We start from the raw sequence: 18,820 nt of genomic DNA, 5'->3' as shown, positions 1-18,820 counted from the left end.
TGATCCGGTATCCGCTCAACATCGCCGCGGTCCGTCAGGCCGGTTGCGGCACGTTCAACCGCGCGGGTGGGGGTGCAGGCCACTCCAAAGGCATCGGCGCCCAGGCTTTGCTGCCTTCCCCGGCCGGAAGGTCGAGCGCCGCTTCCCCCTTTTCATAGGCCTGCGCCAGCGACGTCGCGGCCCGCATCACCACCGTGGACAGCGGCGTGGTCCCCTCCGCCGTCGGCAGGTCGAGTGACGGGACAAGCGCCAGGAATCGTTTGGTGTCCGGCGTCACCGCTTCGTGCCCCGCATCGGCCAGCCGGGCCACGGCGAGGTCGACGAAGGGGCGGAAAGGCTCCATCAGATCGTCCACCAGGCACAGCGGATTGGCCCTGTTGCGGTGGAACAGGCCAAGCGTGGGGTGCAACCCCGCCCCCATCACCGCCCGCGCCACGGTGGAGCGCAGGATGGCGTAGCCGTAGTTCAACAGGCCGTTCACACCGCCGGCCTCCGAATCGCGCCGGAAATCGTCTCCGAACAGCAGCGGCCAGTACCGGCGCGCCGCCTGCGCCTCGATGTTGTCGGGGTCGCCGGAGCGCACCTTGCGAGCCAGCGCCTCGAACGCGCCGGCCGGCGCGCCGCGCGCCTCCAGCACCGCACCCTGCTGGCGGACCTTCGCGCGCACCAGCAGTTGCCACAGGCGCTTGGTCTGCGGTACCGAAACGTTCAGCTGGGCACGCATGCGCTGGGCCTGCACATGGTGCCCGTCCACCGGCCACAGGAAGGCCGCCGGCACATGGTTCGGCCCGCACAGCACCACCACGACGCCGCGTTCCGCCAGGGCCAGCAGCAGGTTGTTGGTGTAGGTCAGCCCATGGGCGTTCGCCACCACCGCCCCGATGTCGTCGAGCGGGACGCGCCCGATCTCCCGCCCCTGCCCTTCCACCACCAGGAAGCCGCGCGACAGCGACAGGTGGCGGCCATCCTCGGCGATCTCGACGATGCGGCCGGTCATCAGGCGGGCTCCGCCTCGCCGGAAACGGGCAACGCCGCCCATTTCGGGAAACCGGGATCGCGCACCGTGCCCAGCGGATCGACGGTCACCCGCCTCGCCTTGCGCGTGCGCAGCTTGTCGAAGGCGACGATCAGCCAGCGGAACGGATCGTCCGGATCGGCGTGGCGCTTGTCCAGTTCCCCGGCATCCACATGCTCGACCATGCGCAGGCGGTTGTTGGCGGGCTCCAGCCGGGCCACGCGCATGATGCGCAGGCGCCCGTCATGGTCCAGCCTGACAAGGTCGCCCTTGTGCAGGCGCATGACGAAGCGCTCGCCGTCGGCCGGCACATAGGGTGCGGCACGGCCGTCGGGCAGGGCGGTGCGGCGAGCCTCGAACAGGGTGGCGGCGCGCCCGGCCCAGCGGCCATCCGGAAGCGCCACGATGTCGATGTGGTGCACGTCGCCGGCTATCAGCCCCTTGTAGGGTTCGCCGTCCGGCCCGGCGAGCCAGATCGGATCGGCTTCCTTGGCCAGCAGGCGGACACGGCGGATGCCGACCCAGGGTTCGGTCGCCGCCAGATCCTCAGCGGCCTTCGCCACCGCCTGCTTGGCGTCCAGCCGGTCAGGGCCGTTCCGGTGGAAGGCGACGCGCTCCTGCATGGCTTTGCGCAGGTCGGGGGCGCGGATGCGTGCGACCTCCTTCTCCGTCAGCCCGTCGAGCGGCTTGCGGTAGACAAGGTTGAAGCCGTCCGCCCGCTCCGCCTCCGTGGTCGGGCCATAGGCCGTGTCCTCGTGCAGGCGGCCGCCGGTGCCGTGCTCCGGCTTGTGCGAGACGGTCACGCCGCGCGCGCGGGCGGCCAGTTCGTCGCGGAAGCCGTCCCAGGGATCGTCGATGTCGTCCATCAGGCGGTCGAGCCCCAGATCCTCCGCGCGCGACGCCGCCTGGGCCAGCTTCTGCACCATGCCCTGGTCGATGCAGCCGATCACCGCCGCGTCCAGCGAGTGGTGCAGGTGGTTGTCGCGGTTCTTGGCGAAGGTCGCGTCGACCGGCACCTCGCCGCCCCCGCGGTTGTGGTCGCGCAGGATGGAATCGACGCCCCAGCGCCGGCGCAGCATGGCGGTCAGCCGCCCCGGCGAGACGCGCACGCGGTCGGGATGACAGACATGGCGCAGATATTCCCGCGCCAGCCGGGCCAGATATTGCGTGTCGGTGATCTGCCGGGAAAGGAACTCCTTCTCCTCTCCCCAGCGGTTCATGGCGCCTTCGGCGAAGCGCCAACGTTTGTTGGGCGGCAGATCCTCCACGCAGCCGAGGATCCGCGACCAGCGCGCCTCGTCGCCGTGCCAGCGCTCGTAAGGCGTCAGGTTGCGCTTGTCGCGGTTGGCGGCGGCCAGACAGACCACCTTGTTGGCGGCGCTGTCGTCCAGCGTGCGGGAGAAGGGCAGGATATGGTCGATGTCGACCTTTTCCGACAGCAGCATCTCCAGCCCGATGGTCTCGCCGGTGTAGGGACAGCGGCGGTTGACCCCGGCCCCCTGCTCTTCCCACAGCCGGAGCTTCATCAGGTTGCGGCCATTGACCGGCGCGTTGACGCTGCGCAGCAGGGCCTTGCGCTCCTCGTTCCGGCGCTGGTTTTCCGCCTGCTCCTTTTCCGTCCGGCGACGCTTTTCCTGGGTCTGCTTCACGTCGCGCGCCAGTTCCACCACGATCTCGTGCGGCGGGCCGTAGCGGTCGATCAGCGCGTTGACCACCGTCCGGACCTGATTGAGCCCGATGTGAACCGTCGGGTTGGCGAGCCGGCCGAGCCGCTTTTCCTCCCCGTCGCCGGGATCGCCGGTGCCGAAGGCGACATGGCGTTCCAGCACCTTGGCGTAGTAGGGCAGCCGGTCGAGCCGCTCGCCCGGCCGGCGGTCCGAATGGTGGGCGCCGGGGAAGGCGACGGGCACGGCCTCGTCATAGCGGATGGGCCGTCCCTCGCGCGATTCGGATTCCAGCACCGGCAGCAGCGCGGCCAGGGCCTTCCGGCCGACGCGCAGGTGAAAGTCGGGCAACCGCGCGTCGGCGACACGGGCCGCGGCGTCCGGCTCCAGATCCCAACGCGCGACCAGCCAGTCGATCAGCGCCCCGTCGTCGGTTTCAGACAGCAGCCGCTCGACCACCTCGTCCTGCTCGGCCAGGGTCAGCCGCGCCCAGCGCGGGCCGAAGCGCTTCTTGTCGGCGAGCACCGCCGAGGTCTCGTCGGTCGCCAACTCCGGCCGGCGGGTGGATTCGTGGGAGAACCCGATGTCGGAGCCGAGTTTCAGAGCCTTGCGGATGTCCTTGAAGCCGATGGCCTTGCGGGCCGGCTTCGCGCGCGCCGCGCGCAGGATCAGGTCGCGTTCCTCCATGGTCAGGGGCCGCTCGCTGCGGTCCGGCATGATGATCCGCAGGTTGGCGAGTTCGGTGTAGAGACGGAACCGCTGCGCCGAGGGCAGCGCGCGCGGGGCGCGCTCGTCCTCGGGGATCAGGGAACATTTGCCGACCTGCGGCGGCTTCAGCGGGCGCTGGTGGAAGATGCGCTGACGCAGCGTGGTCCGCGCCTCCTCCGTCAACAGGTCCGGGTGATGGCGCGCCTGCGCCGCCCACAGCGCATCGAACTCCGCCTCCAGCATCGGCCGCGCCGGGTAGAAGGGGTATTCGGCCTTGGCGCCCCGGCCGACCAGCCGGGCGCGCACGCTGCGCCCGTTCGCGCGCAGCCACGCGAAGAAGGCGCCCAGCGTCGGCGTGCCGGCCTCCGCCATCTGCATGTCCAGCCGGTCGATGCCGGAGCGGATCTTGCCGGCCTCCTCCTCGTCGCCGGTGCCGCGCATCGCCTTGAAGCCGCGGCGCTGGTTGATGTGGAACAGCGCGCGGCCGATCTCCTGCGGCTCCAGCCGTTCGGTCAGCCCACGGGTGCGAAGCTCGTAAGGGTCGAGCCGCTCCAGCGCCTTGCGTGCCGCCCGGTCGCCCGGCATCAGGCCGAAGCGGATCAGCCCCGCCATCAGCCGCGCGCGGCGCACCAGCGTCCGGTCGCGCCGCCGCCGCATCTGCCGCGCGATCCGCCGCGCCACTGCCAGCGAGTTCTTGTCCTGCGGGTTGCGTCCATCGGTGAAGATGCGCACGCCCATGCGCCGGATGCCCTTCGGCTTTTCGTCATGATCAAGGTCCAGCACGCACCAGCCAAGGGAAGCGGTGCCGAGATCAAGGGAAAGGCGGTAAGGCTGCATGGGATCGTCCGCTTACGAATTGAATGCACGTGAGTTCAATCGGCATGAATTCGCCGAAAACTCTTTGCCACCAAGCCTATCACAACCCTTGACCATGTGAAGGTCTCTGCTATTCTCTTTTCAACTGGAAACGTTGCCTGTTTTAGCCGATGGGAAACCGTGGTCCAGCCGTTAACAAGCTTGCTTCGGCAGGCACAAGATGCGGGGCGGGCTACGGCTCGCCCCTTCTTGTTTGTATTCAGCGCTTCTGCATCGTCTCTTGACGACCGAGCCATGAACGCGCATGAAAAGAACCTGCGGCGGGATCCGACCCCACCGCAGGCAGTCTATGAACGCAGGGCGTTGGGCAGCTACCTTGGGTAGTCTGCCCGACCTCTTCTGGCGGCAGACGGCATATTATCTACCATTCCACCCTCCTTTCCGCTCGAATCGCTTAACAGCGTGAGCGTGACCATACATAACGCCCGTTAAACGGCGGCGTCAAGATAGTTTGCGCAATGCGCGTCCTGTGATATTCTGATTTCTGCAAGAGCGTCATACTCGACTGCGGGTCCTACCGCGTGTGATGCGCATTGCGTTGCGTTTGGATTGCAACCGTGGTCCAGCCGTTAACAAGTCCGCCTCGGCGGACACAAAATGCGGGGCGGGCTACGGCTCGCCCCTTCTTGTTTGTGCAAGTTCTGATCCCTGGTCACCCGGCCTTTCTCCGGTGCGGCGTTATACGCGAAGGCTCCGCAACGGGTTGCGGCTCCGTCGCGGGCTTTCCTGCAGAGTCGAACTGCGCCGGTTTTCCGCCCGGAAGCGGAAGCAGAAGATGACCTTGATCTCTGTCGATCGGCTTCGCCGCCTTCTTCCGGCGTTTCACCGCATCCGCCGCCGGTCTCGCATGGTTCAGAGCCAGGAGGCGGCGTAGAACCTCTTCATCGGAAATATCGGCCGGCCAGCCGTAAGCGGCGGCGACGGCGGCGTCGAGAGCCGCATGGGCGTTCGCCAGAAAGGTCGGGCGCTGGTTGTAGAGATTGGTCAGGGTGCGGGTCTTCAGGATCGCAGCGGCGGCCTCGTCGCGCGGCAGCAGGCGCTTGGGAAAGCCCTCCACCACCTCCGGCTCCGGCGTCACGAGGTCCGGTGGGTTCAACCAGTTTTCCCGCAGCTCGTTCAACCGCTTTGCCGCCTCGGCAATGGCCTGTGCGCGGGGATCGTCGGCGTAGGATGAGGCAGGGAGATCAGGCGTCAGGCCCTCCGGGAAGGGAAAGGTTTCGAAAGTGGTGGATGGTGTGTAGCGGGGGCGGTCCTCCAGGCTTGTTCCGAGACGCAAGGCCCAGAGTTCGTGGAATCGGCTGTGCAAAACACCGAACGTAATGTCGTCATCGCGAGCAATGGCGACCACTTGACAATCCGGCAGGGTTCCAGCCTCTGCCCAGATAAAAGAGCGATGTTTCGCAACACGAGGCGACACAATAAAGCGGTTCAAGGGAGACAATGACGCTCGGAGAGTAGGCATTGATTCGCCCAACCTCCACCAATTTTTGCGACGACTTTCGCGCCGCACTCTTTCCCGAAAGGGCTTTACGACTTGTTCCAGATGAGAAAAAGGCACTTCGTAAAACGCTGCATTCCCTTCGTCCATCATCGCAAAATCAATGATCCATGTATCGGAACTGCGCCTCGTTATGTCCAATCCGTTGATCCAGGGTTTGAGAACTTCTTGATTCCGAGAGCGATCTGGATTCATCGGAAGCTTTAACCATTCCCGAGCAAGCGCTCCAGGAATGGTGAAGGGGCCGTTCTGTTGGGTGCCGATGAAACACACCCCGACATTCTCCGCCAGCGGCTTCGCCGTCGTCAAATCCACGCCGCCCGCGGTCAGGTCGGCGAAGATTTCCGGCACCTCGCGGCCGTCCAGCCGGGGTGTTTCGTCCAGGCCCTTGGGGCCGAAGCACACCAGCGACACGCGGACGGCGACGCCGTCCACCGTCCAGGGCTCGTCGGACCATGCTTCCAGGATGGTGCCGTCGGCGCGGATGCGGTCGAGGACGCTGCGGTTGGCGCCGCCGCGGATGGAGTTGGTGGCGACCAGCCCGACGCGCTCGACCTTACCCTCTTCCAGCAGGGCGCGCGCCTTCTCGAACCAGTAGCAGACGAGGTCGGCCGCGCCCGGCACACGCCCTTCGAACAGGCGGCGCAGGCGCGTGACATACTCCTCCCCCAATTCGCCCAGCATCGTCTTGTCGCCGAGGAAGGGCGGGTTGCCGACGATGACCATCCGGTACGGCTCCCCGTCATCCTCATCGCCGCCGTCGTTCCCGGCCGCGGCGAAGGCCAGCGGATCGGGCCAGCGAGTCTCGCCGCCGATCAGGTCGACCAGCGCGTCCTTCTGCTCGATGGTCTTCAGCGATTGCAGGATGGGGTTGCGCGGCACGTCGTAGCCATGGCGGCGCATCCACTGGATCGCGCCGATCCAGACGGAGATGCGGGCCAGCTCGACGCCCAGCGGGTTCACGTCGATGCCCAGCACCGCTTCCGGCCCGATGGTCTTCGGGCGCTTGTTGCCCTTCAGATCGAGTTCGAGCTGGCGGGGAAAGCCGAAGGTCTCCCCGTCGATCACCACCTCGTGCTCCAGATCCTTCAACTCGCGCAGGGCCAGATACAGGAAATTGCCGGAGCCGCAGGCCGGATCCAGCACGCGGAACCGGCGCAGCCGCTTCAGGAAGCGGTCATAGAGAGCCCGCGCGTCGCGGCATGCCCGCTCGCGTCGCCGGGGTGCCGCCCCCCTGGCGTCGGCGAGCAGTGCCGTGATCCGCTCCCGTGCCGCCGCCCATTCGCGGCGCAACGGCCGGGTGATGATCGGCTCCACCAGCTTCATGATGGTGGGTTCGGGCGTGTAGTAGACCCCCACCGCCCCTTTGGAGCGGCCGTCGCGGTCGCGCCGCACCACCTCGCGCGCCAGCGCCCGGCGGCGCTCCGGGCTCAGGCCGCGCTCGAACAGCGTGCCCATGATCGTCGGGTCGATCTCCGACCAGTCCAGCCGCGCCGCCTCGCGCACGATGGCGAGGTCGTCGCCGTCCAGCGGCAGGGCGCCGGCGTCCTCGAACAGGCCGCCATTGAACCATTCGACCTTCTCGAACCCCAGGCGCCCGCCGTTCTTCATGGACCGGAACAGCTGCTCCGCCAGGGCTGCGAAGTCGGCCAGGTCGTGCGCGGCCTCGTCAAGCAACCGGGTGAACAGGCCCTTCCCGAGCAGGCCGATATCCTCGGCGAACATGCAGAAGACCAGCCGCATCAGGAAATGGGCGACGGTCCAGCGGTCGTGCCCGCGTGCCACCATCCGGGCGGCCAGCGTCGCGAAACGGGCGGCCACGTCCTCCGTCAGCATGGCCCGCGTCTGGCCGGGGCGCAGCCGTTCCGGATCGGAGAAGGCCCATTTCAGGATGTCCCGCCGGTCGGGATCGAGCAAATCCCGCAAGCCGATCTCGTGCGTCACCGTGACCGCGTTGGTCCAGTTCGTGTAGACCCGGATCCGCGCCATGTCGCTGACGATCAGCAGCGGCGGGTTGGCCAGGGCCGGCGCATAGCGCTGCAGCTGGGCATAGGCCTCGTCCAGATTGCGGCCGGGTCCCTTGTACTCCCACGCGAAGCAGCCACGCTTCCAGACGTCGGCCCGTCCCGGACGCCGGTCCGTCTTCGCGACCGCTTTCTCGAAGCAGTAATCGGTCGCCGACGGGTCGGCTTCGGCAGGAGGCATCTCTGCCAGGACATGACAGAGATCGATGAAATGCTCGTGCGAACCCTGGCTCTCGCCCAGTGAGGACCGTCCCCATTTTCGGACGAAATCCTCCACCGTCATGCGAGGCCGCATGGCGTTTTCAAGCATCTTGGCACGTTCTTTGGTATGTTTATCTACATCAGATACGCGCCATAAATATTAATGTAAGATTAAGCTCGAAAAACATCCAAACATGTGCATTCTTTCGGGGAAACATGCTTTTGAATGCTTTCGGCATCATTGTTCTTATCGACAAGATAATTCTTAGAATTCAAACGATATCTCTTCCGATCATTTGATCGTATATATTGGGTCCATGATAAGGATGCCGCCCCCAGCCTTGGGCCGATCATCCCTTCCCTGCCATGGAATTCAACGAAGGGCAGGTTTCGGGGAACCGGCAGGAGGCAATGACGCGAGCAACAGGGAAGCGCCCCGAGCCGTCAATACTGCGGCGTTTTACCGCATCGAATCCGCTTCCCACTTATCCTGCTTTCCGGGCTGCCGGCCCGGGCCATTCACCGTCGCCGCCGGGCGGGGATCCCGAGTTGCGCGGCCATGAGGACAAGATCGGGCAATGACCGGGCGCCCATCTTCTCCATCACGTGGCGCTTGTGCACCTTTGCCGCTATCTCCGAGAGACCGAGTTCCCCGGCGATCGGCTTGTTCATCAGACCGCCGATGGCGCAAGCCAACACCTCGCGCTCGCGGTCGGTGAGGGTGGCCTACATGGCCTACCCCAAGGACCTGCGCACCAAGCTACACAGCGCAAACCCGCTGCAGCGCCTGAATGGCGAGATCAAGCGGCGCACCAACGTCGTTGGTATCTTTCCTGGAGAAGGCGCGATTGTACGGCTGGTTGGCGCCCTGCTGCTGGAACAGCACGACGAGTGGACGGTGTGCCGGCGCTACATGACCATGGAAAGCCTGACCGAGCTGTGCCAACCCTCCAGTCACTGACCCGCTGCCCATTGCAGCCGATTAGACCGGCAGATTCAGCTCGCCGAAGAGCACACAGGCCCTCTCAGACACCACGTCCTGGGGCACGATCAAGCCACCCCGAGGCATTCTTGCGCCCACGCATGGGCTTTGGTGCGTCAAAACGCTCCGCTTTGACAGAACATATCAGCCTTGCATTACCAAAACTGCATGATACAGGTACGGTACACACCTACGATTGAATACATGCAAGTGTGTTCTAACCCGAGGTAGATATATATTAGCAAAAACGCCCGGACGAGACCGCAAGGCTCCGATCCGGCAAAGGGAGAACGCAGTGAAACCCTCTGCTCTGGACCGAACTCCGTCTGGATCGCGTCGCCTGCATGACGTGCTTTGCCGGTGGGAGGCAGCGGCATCCTCGCTGCCCGAGAAGCGAAGCGAGATGAAAAAGGGCATTCGGCGGCGGTAATCAGAGAAACGCTGAGCCGAATACACCGGATAATACAAATATATGTGGGTTGTTGGAGTGCCTGAATGCTTCGCACCACCGACGCATATGGAACGGCTTATGCAGAATCGCTGCACGGCCGCTTCTTCGAACGCTGCAACGAGCGCGGCATGCAGAACCGCATTGCCCTACGCTCGACGGATCGCCAGTGGAGCTATGGAAAACTGCTGGCGCGCATCGAGGAGATCAGCGGCGCCCTGGACGAGGCCGGCGTGCGGAAGGGCGATATCGTTGCTCTTGCCGCCTGTCGGACATTCGACGCGATCGCAGCCGTCTACGCGGTGATGGCGCTCGGTGCCGTCTATCTCCCCATCGACAAACAATTCCCGCAGGACCGCGTGGCCTACATGGTCGGAATTTCCAGTGGCCGCTGGTTGGTCACCGATGAGCCCGATCGGTATGCGGGCCAAGCGCCAAGCTGCCGCATCCTGCCCTTGAACGATCTGGCAGGGCCGCGCAGGCCATGCGATCCGACAGCCGTGGCGGCCGATGACCTCGCCTATGTGATGTTTACGTCCGGCACGACAGGCCGGCCCAAGGGCGTGATGGCGACTCACGGCAGCGGGGCCCGGCTTCTCGATTGGGCCCTGGACCGTTTTTCGCAGGAAGATCTCCACTGCGCGCTGGGCGCGACCTCATTTTCGTTCGACGTGTCCATCTTCGAGATCTTCGCGCCGCTGGCGTGCGGAGGCAGCCTGTTCCTTGTCAACTCGATCCTGAGTCTGGCGGATCTGCCGCAATCCTCCGCAATCACCCTGATTAATGCGGTGCCGTCGGCCCTCACGGCGCTCCTGGCTTTTCCGCTGCCGCTGCGGGCGGTGCGCGCCTGCCTGCTCGCCGGCGAACCTGTCCACGCTCCCCTGGTGCGGCAGCTTCACCGCGCCGGAATTGCGCGGGTCTACAATCTCTATGGACCGACGGAGGACACCGTCTTTTCGACGGAACATCTGATCGACCATGACGTCGGCGACCAGATCCCAATCGGCACGCCGATTCCGGGGCACGAATTCCTCATCGTCGACGCCAACCTTTCGCCTGTTCCCCCCGGTGAAGCCGGCGAGCTGTGCCTGTCGGGGGCAGGGCTGGCCAAAGGCTACATCAATCGCCCGGATCTCACCGCCGAACGCTTCCTGCCCTGCCCGGGCGAGCCGCGCCGGGGTGCCATCATGTATCGCACCGGAGACCGCGTCCGCCTGGGGCGGGACGGGTTGCTCCACTTCATCGGACGCCTGGACTCGCAGATCAAGCTTCGCGGACATCGAATCGAGCTTGAGGAGATCACGCAGGTCATCGTGTCGGTGCCGGGGGTGGCTCAGGCCAGCACGCAGCTCCGCGATCTCGTCCGGGGCAGCGATCAAGGGCGGGAAACCATCGTCGCCTATGTCGTCACGCAGCCCGACTGCTGCGATCAGGCCGGCGTGCGCGATGCGATCCAGGACGCCGTCGCGCGCCGGCTGCCGATCTACATGCGTCCCCGGCATTTCGTCTTTCTGGATGCCTTTCCGCTGTCGGCCAGCGGAAAGCTCGAAAGCCGACACCTGCCCGCCCCGATACTCGATGCGGCCTGAAGCCGGCGCCGTCGGCAGCCACGCCTCATCGCGCGTCACATGAAGAAACCCTGTTCAACTGAATAAGGCGCATTCCTCCATGAGCCAGACGACCAGCCTTGCGCTTCAATCGGACAGGCCGGCCATCGAGCCGTCCTTTCCGGTCGTGATCAATCCGGCGCCCGGCGCCCCGGATGCGGTCGCGTATGTGCGCAATCACAAGGACCGGATTGAAAAGCTGGTCACGGAACACGGCGCGGTGCTGCTGCGCGGCTTCGATGTTCGCGAACCCGAGCAGTTCTTCGACATCATTTCCCAGATCTCCACCGAGATCCTGAACTACTCGGAGCGTTCCTCGCCCCGCCACGCGGTCAGCGACCGGGTCTACACGTCGACGGATCATCCGCCGGACCAGAACATCGAACTGCATGCCGAACAGTCCTACACTCTGAACTGGCCATGCTTCATCTGCTTCTTCTGCCACACGAAGCCTGGCACCGGCGGCAACACGCCGATCGCCGACAACAGGCGCATCCTGAGCCGACTTCCGAAGTCGCTGGTCGAACGGTTCGAGGCCCATGGCATCCTGTACCAGCGCACCTACACGCCCGGCCTCGGCGTGAGCTGGCAGACCGCCTTCCAGACCGAGGAACCCGCCCAAGTCGAGGCCTTCTGCAAGGAGCGCGACATCGACTTTCATTGGGACGCGGAAGGCCGGCTGAAGACGAGGCAGTACCGCTCGGCCTTCCAGCACCACCCGGTCACCGGAGAAAAGCTCTGGTTCAACCACGCCCTGTTCTTCCACGTCACCAGCCTCGAACCGCATATCACCGAAGCCCTGATTGAGGCGGTCGGCTATGAAAACGTCCCGACCAACACCTTCTTCGGCAATGGCGAGCCGTTTTCGCCGGAAGACCTCGCCGCGATGCGGCAGGCGGTCGCCGCCGAAAAGCGCAGCTTCGATTGGGTGAAGGGCGACGTCCTGATCCTCGACAACATGATCTGCCAGCATGGGCGCGATCCCTTCTCGGGCCAGCGGCGCATCTACACTTTGATGGCACGACCCTATCAGTCCATCCGGTCGCCGCTGACCCTCCGCCGCTGACGGCATCCCGCCCGATTACCGCTCAATGGAGACGATTCCCATGTCGGAGACGATTCCCATGTCCGCGAAGTTCACGGCGCCCGAATTGAACCCACGCACAGTTGCCGCCGATCGCCCCGTTCCGTCGGCTTTCGTCGACGAGACCGAAAAGTTCATCGCCGTCGTCGAGGACGGCACGCGGTCGCGGCCGCTGTCCGATTACATCCGCAGGCACAAGCCCGAACTGGACGAGATGATCGCCACGCATGGCGGCGTCCTGTTCCGCGGCTTCGCGGTGGAAACCCCCGCGCAGTTCCGCGATGTCGTCACCGGCTTCGGTCGCGAGCCGCTGCCCTACCTGGAGCGTGCCGCGGCACGGACGGAGGTGGTGAGCGGCGTCTTCACCTCGACCGAATTCTCGTCCTCGAACTGGATCGAGCTGCACCACGAGATGTCGTTCGCGCAGCGGATTCCCGAGAGAATCTTCTTCTACGCCGATACGCTTGCCGAGACCGGTGGGGAGACGCCCGTCGCCGACGAATATCTGGCGACCGCGCGCATCTCTCCGGCGATCCTGAAGGCCTTTTCGGAGCGCGACGTCCTCTACACGCGGAACTTCCGCAGCGAGATCGACATGGACTGGCGCTCCGCCTTCCAGACCGACGACCGCGCCGACGTCGAAGCGTATTGCCGCGCCAACGACATTTCCTTCGAGTGGCTCGGAGAGGATCACCTGAGGACGCGGCAGCGGCAGAAGGCTTTCGCGCTGGAGCCGGGCACGGACAGGAAGCTGTTCTGCAACCACGCCCACATCTTCCACAGGGCCGCGCTGAACCCGGCGCTGCTCGCCGCACTGGTGGACGCATACGGCGAAGACCTGCCGCGCAACGTCCAGTTCGGCGACGGCTCCCCCATCCCCGACGAGATGATCCTGGAGATCCGCGGCATCTACGAAGACTGCCTGCGCACGTTCCCCTGGGGACACCGGGACGTGATGATCCTCAACAACGTCCGCTGCCTGCATGGCCGCGCGCCGTTCACGGGGCGCCGGACGACGCTGGTCTCTATGACCAACCTGATCTCCAGGAGAGTGTGATGGATACGCTTGAACAGACCGAGCCGGCCTCCGCCGCGATCAAGAACGAGCCGGGGAGCCCCAAGCGGCCGGTCCATCCGGTGATCCGTCCCGATGCGACGTCGATCATGGACCTGTTCGCGCAAACGGTGGCCGAAATGCCCGAGGCGGAGGCCTTCGTCGCCGCGGACCGTTCCTACAGCTTCGCCGAACTGGCGGATGCCGCCGCCCGCCTCGCTGCGGAACTGGGCCGGCGCTTCCAGCCGAAGGACCGGATCCTGATCTTCGCGGACCGGTCGTTCGACGCGGCCGCGGCGATGTTCGGCGTTCTTCGCGCGGGCATGACCTGCGTGCCGATCCTGAAGGATTTTCCCGATGACCGCATCCGGCACATCCGGACGGTCGCCAAGGCGGCCGGGGCGGTTTGCGAGCCGTCCGAGCTGGCCCGCGCCGAGGCCGTCCTGGACGTTCCGGTCCTGCCGGTGCTGGGCCATCCGCCGTCGTCGGACAAGCCGCATCCGGGTTCGGGCGAGGATGAGGCCTATATCCTCTTCACCTCCGGCTCGACCGGGGAGCCCAAGGGCGTGGTCGTCGCCCAGCATTCGGTCGTCAATCTCCTCAGGGCGCTGAAGGAGCGCATCTTCACGCCGGCCGAAGGGCGGTTGCGGCTGTCCGTCAACGCGCCGCTGGCGTTCGACGCGTCGATGAAGCAGTTCTTCCAGGCCGCGCTCGGGCGCACCCTGGTTCCCGTCCCGGCCGATGTCCGCGCCGATCCGGAAGCCCTGATCGACTTCGTGGCGGATAGCCGGCTGTGGGCGCTGGACGTCACGCCGACGATCCTGAAGGCCATGATCGCGGCGGGATTCGGCAGCCGGCCCGAGATGTTGCCCAAGGCCATCCTGGTCGGCGGCGAGGCCATGGACCAGGCCCTTTGGGACGAGGTCCGGCAGTGGACGTCCTGCGACGTCTGGAACGTCTATGGACCGACCGAAGCCACCGTGAACACGCTGGTGGCGCGGGTGAAGGACTTCACGCGCCCCACACTGGGCTATCCGCTGACCGGCGTTTCGGTGGCGTGCGTCGACCCCGACGGCTTCGAGCTGCCGGCCGGCGCCGACGGGGAACTCCAAATCGGCGGCGCGGGCGTGGCCATCGGCTACATCGGGGCATCCGCGGACGAAAACGCGAAGTTCTCGACCGCCGCGAACGGCGCCAGATGCTACGACAGCGGCGATTTCGTCCGCCGTCTGCCGGATGGCAGCTTCGAGTTCCTCGGACGCCGCGACGATCAGGTGAAGGTCGCCGGGCAAAGGCTGGAGCTGGGGGAGATCGAGGCCTGCATCAAGCGCCTGCCCGGCGTCCGGAACGCCGCCGTCCTGATCGACAAGAGCGTCGAAGGAGACCCGCGGATCGTGGCAGGCGTGGTGGCGGACCGGCTGCCGTCCTTCACCGAGGCCAAGGACGAGCTGGTGGTCGAGGTCCCGACAGGGCATCGGATTTCCAGCATCAACGTCAACGAGACCACCTATCAGTTCAAGGAGATCTTCGAGGATCGCATCTACGTCGACGAGGACATCGTTTATCCGGAGGACGCCGTCGTCGTGGACGTCGGCGCGAACATCGGCCTGTTCAGCCTGTTCGTGTCCACATACATCCCGAAAGCCAAGGTCTATGCGTTCGAGCCTCTGACGCCCATCCGCCGGCGGCTGGAACTGAACATGGGTCGCTATGCCGCCAACGTGTCGATCTTTCCGTACGGACTGTCCGACACCGAGCGGGAAGAGACCTTCACCTACTATCCCGGCTATTCGATGATGTCGAGCCAGCAGGCCTATGCGGATGCATCGGGCGAGCGGAACGTCATCAAGAGCTACCTGACGAAAGCCGCCGAGAGCGGCGACCAGTCGGCGGCGCTTCTGGTCGACAACCTCGACGAGGTTCTGGAGGGGCGATTCGACGCGGAATACCACCCGTGCCGCCTGCGCCGTCTCTCGGACGTGATCGACGAGGCGGGCATCGAGCGCATCGACGTCCTGAAGATCGACGTGCAACGCGCGGAACTGGACGTCCTGCGCGGCATCCAGCCGCGCCATTTCGGGATGATCAACGCCATATCGATGGAACTGCACGACGACCCGGGCGGGATGACCGGCGGGCGGCGGGCGGAAATCACCGCGCTGCTGGAACAGGCCGGCTTCGTCGTCAAGGCGCAGCAGGATCCGTTCCTCGTCGGAACGGACCGATGGAACCTGATCGCGTTCCGCGAGGACGCGCGCGGCGGAACCCAGGTCCGCACGGTGCGCTTCCCGAAAGGAACGACCGTTCCGCGCCGTGATATCACCGAGGCGACCATCCTTTCGGCGCTGCGCACCACACTGCCCGCTTACATGCTTCCGCGGACGATGAAGATCCTGCCGGAACTTCCCAGAACGCCGCAAGGAAAGCTGGACAAGCGGCGCCTGCTTCAACTGATCGATGCTCAGGACACGGGCGACACCATGACTTCCACACTTGTCGAAACGGAAACCGAGACCACCGCTCCGCGTGCCGAACCGAAGGCGGACACCGCCGCGCAGGCGGAAAAGCTGCTGACGATCTGGCGGGAGGTGCTGCGCAAGCCGGACCTGACCGTCAATGACGACTTCTTCAACAATGGCGGGGACTCGATCCGCGCCATCCTGATGCAGTCCAAGGCGCGTGCGGCGGGCATCGCCATCAGCCTGAAGGATCTGCATGCCAAGCCGACGGTCGCCGGCTTGCTGCCGTACCAGGCTCCCGCCGCTCCGCGCGCCGAGCCGAAGGTGGACACCGTCGCGCAGGCGGAAACGCTGCTGACGATCTGGCGGGAGGTGCTGCGCAAGCCGGACCTGACCGTCAATGACGACTTCTTCAACAACGGCGGCGATTCCATTCGCGCCATCCTGATGCAGTCCAAGGCGCGCGCGGCGGGCATTACGATCAGCCTGAAGGATCTGCACGCCAAACCGACCATCGCGGGCCTGCTGCCGCACCAGGCTCCCGCTCCGGCTGCCCCCGCCCCGGTGTTCTCCGTTCCGCGCGCCGAGCCGAAGGTGGACACCGCCGCGCAGGCGGAAACGCTGCTGACGATCTGGCGGGAGGTGCTGCGCAAGCCGGACCTGACCGTCAATGACGACTTCTTCAACAACGGCGGCGATTCCATTCGCGCCATCCTGATGCAGTCCAAGGCGCGTGCGGCGGGCATCGCCATCAGCCTGAAGGATCTGCACGCCAATCCCACCGTCGCCGGCCTGTTGCCGCACGGGACCGATGACCCGGCAAAGGTTGCGGGCGATGCGGGCGGGACCGCCCCGATCCCGGCAAGCCGGCAAGACGTCCGCCGCTGGCCCGCAACCAGCATGCAACGCCTGAAGCTGCTCGCCTCGATGACGCGGGACGACGCCCAGGTCTTCCACAACGCGACCATCACGCCGGTTCTGCTTCCCTTCGACGCGGATAAGTTTCGGCGGGCCCTGCACGCCATCCGCGCGGCTCACCCCGTGCTCTCCGCCCGGGTGGAGTTCGAGGACGACGGCGTTTCCTTCGTGTTCGAGCCGCACTCGGTCAACGGCGACCATGGCTATGAGAACCTGACCGCACTTTCGCACGCCGAGCAGGAAGCGCTGATCACCGACCGCGTGTTCAGCGAGCGCGCGAGCCGGTTCGACCTCCTGAAGGGCGGTCTCGTGCGCTTCGGGGTCTTCGAGCGGTCGCCGCAGGTCTTCGAGATCCTGGTGGCCGAGCACCATGCCGCGCTCGACGGGTACAGCCTGAACGCGATCATCCGCGAACTCGTGGAGCGCTATTGCGGCATCGCCGTCGAAACCACCGACGATCTGACGGTCTTCGCGGCGGTGACCGACAACGAGAGCGAGGCCGACGGCAGCCACGAGACGCGTGCCTTCTGGGAGACGCGCTTTGCCGAGGTCGCCGCGCCGAAGCCCTTCGCGCGCCCGCGTCGGCGTTCGCAGCCGGCCCGGATGAAGCAGGTCAATGTCCTGGGTTCCGACGAGTTCTTCCCAGTCCTCCACGCCTGCTCGCGGCGGGCCGGGCTTTCGACCAAGGGCATCCTGTTCGCCCTGCACGTCGAAGCCCTACGCGAGGCGTTCGGGGACAAGCCGTCCCAGATCGGCGTGGTGTATTCGCTTCGCCCAGAGGTCGAGGGCTCCCTGGACGCTATCGGCAATTTCCTGAACGTGCTGCCGGTTCCCACGGCGCGGGGGAACGACCTGCTGACGGAAGCGCGGAGCTTCGACCAGTTCGACCGGGCCGTGTTCCCGCACAAGGCCGTTTCGCACGACCGCCTGTCGGGGTGGCTCGGTGGCCGCGCCGAGATCAACACCGTCTTCAACTTCATCCAGTTCGCCGAGCCGGACCGGAAGAAGGGTGACAAGCACGAGACGGAACGTCGCTTCTTTGCCGTCGATGCGATGATGCCCCTGTCGGTCGATTGGGACCTCTCGGCCGACCGTCTCAGCCTCGGCTTCCAATATGACGCGGAACGCATGGACGAGAGCCTCGCGCAGAAGCTCAAGGCCAGCTTCGCGCGGGCCGTCGCGCGGTTCATGCAGGCCGAGACGGGGCAGCAGGGCCGGTTCTCCGACGATGGGACCCGCGAAACGGTTCTCGGCATTATCGCCAAGGGCCTGCCCTACGCGCCCACGGACGGCGAACTTCTGGCGGACCTCGGTTTGCATTCGCTCCAGATGGTGCGGGTCGCGCGCCAGATCATGGATGCGTTCGCGACGACCTTCACCCTGGCGGACTTCCTCAAGCTGGAGACCGTCGGGGACGTGGTCGCGTTCTGCCGGGGCTTCGACAAGGCCGTCCAGGCGGTCTTCGTCGAACTGACGCCTCCGCAACCCCGCGGCGTGAAGGCGCGGCTGATCGGCTTCCCGCAGGTCGGCGTCGCCCCATCGGTTCTGGACCCGTGGTGCGATCGGGTGCCGGATGGCGTCAGCATCCACGCGTACCGGTATCCGGATTTCAACGCCTCCGATTTTTCGGGCGCCTCCTTCGACCGCTTCGTCGGCGCGATGGTCAAGGCCCTTGCGCCGCTGGCGGGGGCGCCGATGGTCTTCGTGGGCAGCTGCTTCGGCTCCATCCTGGCCTACGAGGTGGCTCGGCGGATGACGGTACAGCCGGTCGGGCTGGTTGTGATCGGCTCCGGCGCGCCGACCATCGGCGCTCCGCCCCCCAACTATCACCTGTTGTCCGACGGCGAGCTGAAGAACGAGCTGATCCGCATGAAGAGCATGCCGGAACAGTTCCTGAGCGACGACGACCTGCTCGCCCAAGTGTTCGTCAAGCTGCGCGGCATGTCGAAGCTGGCGGCCAGCTACCGGCCGGACCCCAAGCCCCTGCGCCGGTGCGAACTGACCTCGATCTGGCCGCGCTACGACGTCTCCTGCGGGCGGCAGGACATGATCGCCTGGAGCAACCTGACTGACGGACGCTTCACCTTCGCGGAGATCGAAGGGGAGCACGCCGTGATCATGGAGAACCCGCTCGCGGTATATGAGCTTTCCGGCCTGCACGGCTTGCTGCGGGACCTGGTGTCCGCCAAGGCGGTGGCATAGCCGGACCGACCGCATCCCGGCCGCCGTGAGACGAACTGTCACATGGCGTCCGGGTGTGTCGGCGGATGATTTTTCAACCT

The 18,820-nt window shown here is 65.7% G+C and carries 8 protein-coding genes and 1 pseudogene; 5 read left to right on the top strand and 4 right to left on the bottom strand.

The features are described from left to right. Positions 1 to 34: 34 nt before the first annotated feature. From cas1 to VD964_RS25145, 4 genes are all read right to left on the bottom strand, one after another. Complete coding sequence (cas1, locus tag VD964_RS25160; protein ID WP_324871221.1) at positions 35 to 997, bottom strand: type II CRISPR-associated endonuclease Cas1; 963 nt, start codon at positions 995 to 997, stop codon at positions 35 to 37. After that, positions 997 to 4,224 carry a type II CRISPR RNA-guided endonuclease Cas9 gene (gene cas9, locus VD964_RS25155; RefSeq protein ID WP_324871219.1) on the bottom strand — a complete coding sequence of 1,076 codons (3,228 nt, stop codon included), beginning with the start codon at positions 4,222 to 4,224 and terminating at the stop codon, positions 997 to 999. Before cas9 ends, cas1 begins: the two co-directional genes overlap by 1 nt. Positions 4,225 to 4,915: 691 nt before the next feature. Beyond that, a complete protein-coding gene (locus VD964_RS25150; RefSeq protein ID WP_324871217.1) occupies positions 4,916 to 8,095 on the bottom strand; it encodes a class I SAM-dependent DNA methyltransferase in 3,180 nt (1,059 codons plus the stop codon). Positions 8,096 to 8,505: 410 nt separating this feature from the next. After that, a complete protein-coding gene (locus VD964_RS25145) occupies positions 8,506 to 8,658 on the bottom strand; it encodes a LuxR C-terminal-related transcriptional regulator (RefSeq protein ID WP_324871216.1) in 153 nt (50 codons plus the stop codon). A 49-nt stretch (positions 8,659 to 8,707) separates the two neighbouring features. Between VD964_RS25145 and VD964_RS25140 the strand changes: the two are divergent. The 5 genes and pseudogenes from VD964_RS25140 to VD964_RS25120 form a co-directional block, all read left to right on the top strand. Next, positions 8,708 to 8,947: pseudogene (locus tag VD964_RS25140) on the top strand (transposase); the annotation flags it as partial. 516 nt (positions 8,948 to 9,463) lie between these two features. Then, on the top strand, positions 9,464 to 11,005 hold the full coding sequence (locus VD964_RS25135) for an amino acid adenylation domain-containing protein (RefSeq protein ID WP_324871215.1): 1,542 nt from the start codon (positions 9,464 to 9,466) through the stop codon (positions 11,003 to 11,005). A 79-nt stretch (positions 11,006 to 11,084) separates the two neighbouring features. Continuing rightward, positions 11,085 to 12,089, top strand: a complete 1,005-nt coding sequence (locus VD964_RS25130; protein WP_324871214.1) for a TauD/TfdA family dioxygenase — start codon at positions 11,085 to 11,087, stop codon at positions 12,087 to 12,089. Positions 12,090 to 12,147: 58 nt separating this feature from the next. Continuing rightward, the gene (locus VD964_RS25125) at positions 12,148 to 13,164 is read left to right on the top strand and encodes a TauD/TfdA family dioxygenase (RefSeq protein ID WP_324871213.1); all 1,017 of its coding nucleotides are present in this window, start codon (positions 12,148 to 12,150) and stop codon (positions 13,162 to 13,164) included. Next, entirely contained in the window at positions 13,164 to 18,740 is a 5,577-nt protein-coding gene (locus VD964_RS25120) for an FkbM family methyltransferase (RefSeq protein WP_324871212.1), read from the top strand. Before VD964_RS25125 ends, VD964_RS25120 begins: the two co-directional genes overlap by 1 nt. The last annotated feature ends 80 nt before the right edge of the window (positions 18,741 to 18,820 follow it).

This window comes from Azospirillum sp. (assembly GCF_035628975.1).
Classification (GTDB): domain Bacteria; phylum Pseudomonadota; class Alphaproteobacteria; order Azospirillales; family Azospirillaceae; genus Azospirillum.
Note: the sequence above shows the minus strand (reverse complement) of the source record. Positions and strands in the feature narration are given on the sequence as shown.

Excerpts from the sequence above, each read along its gene's own strand:
- cas1 (WP_324871221.1), bottom strand. The coding sequence starts at position 997 with ATGACCGGCCGCATCGTCGAGATCGCCGAGGATGGCCGCCACCTGTCG.
- cas9 (WP_324871219.1), bottom strand. The coding sequence starts at position 4,224 with ATGCAGCCTTACCGCCTTTCCCTTGATCTCGGCACCGCTTCCCTTGGC.
- VD964_RS25150 (WP_324871217.1), bottom strand. The coding sequence starts at position 8,095 with ATGCTTGAAAACGCCATGCGGCCTCGCATGACGGTGGAGGATTTCGTC.
- VD964_RS25145 (WP_324871216.1), bottom strand. The coding sequence starts at position 8,658 with ATGAACAAGCCGATCGCCGGGGAACTCGGTCTCTCGGAGATAGCGGCA.
- VD964_RS25135 (WP_324871215.1), top strand. The coding sequence starts at position 9,464 with ATGCTTCGCACCACCGACGCATATGGAACGGCTTATGCAGAATCGCTG.
- VD964_RS25130 (WP_324871214.1), top strand. The coding sequence starts at position 11,085 with ATGAGCCAGACGACCAGCCTTGCGCTTCAATCGGACAGGCCGGCCATC.
- VD964_RS25125 (WP_324871213.1), top strand. The coding sequence starts at position 12,148 with ATGTCCGCGAAGTTCACGGCGCCCGAATTGAACCCACGCACAGTTGCC.
- VD964_RS25120 (WP_324871212.1), top strand. The coding sequence starts at position 13,164 with ATGGATACGCTTGAACAGACCGAGCCGGCCTCCGCCGCGATCAAGAAC.